This window comes from Neisseria sp. P0019.S003 (assembly GCF_051957115.1).
GTDB lineage: Bacteria > Pseudomonadota > Gammaproteobacteria > Burkholderiales > Neisseriaceae > Neisseria > Neisseria flavescens_D.
In genome coordinates, this window is record NZ_JBQCWT010000076.1 from 1 (window position 1) to 461 (window position 461).

Consider the following 461-nt stretch of genomic DNA (forward strand, 5'->3'; position numbering starts at 1 on the left):
CGTAATAAAAGCCATCTTGATGTTTGTTCGGTAAGAGCACATGCGACTCGATCAATTCGGCATCGGCATGGCGGTTAAGGAATTTTTGCAACTGACCGTCGTTTTCTTCGACGAAGACCGAGCAGGTAGCCCGCAACATCCTGCCGTTTTTCGTCAGGGTCTGCCACAGCGCGTCTAATACTGCTTCCTGTTGGCGTGCGGTTTTGCCGGCATCGGTCGGTCGGCGCAGCCATTTTCCGTCGGGATTACGCCGCGCCACACCCGAAGCGGTACACGGCACATCGGCCCAAACAGCGTCAAAGGTCTTGCCACCATCCCACGCTGTCAAGTCCTGCGCATCGGCACAAGCCAAAGAGGCCTTTGGAAAGCCTAAACGGTCGAGATTGCTCTTCCCCCTGTTCAGACGGCCCTCGTCTATCTCCCCAACGGTAACATGACAATCTGCCAGCTCCAAGATATGA

At 55.3% G+C, this 461-nt stretch carries 1 pseudogene; it reads right to left on the reverse strand.

The window, feature by feature from the left end:
• Positions 1-461 (reverse strand): annotated as a pseudogene (locus ACTHTS_RS11165) (16S rRNA (cytosine(967)-C(5))-methyltransferase RsmB); the annotation flags it as partial.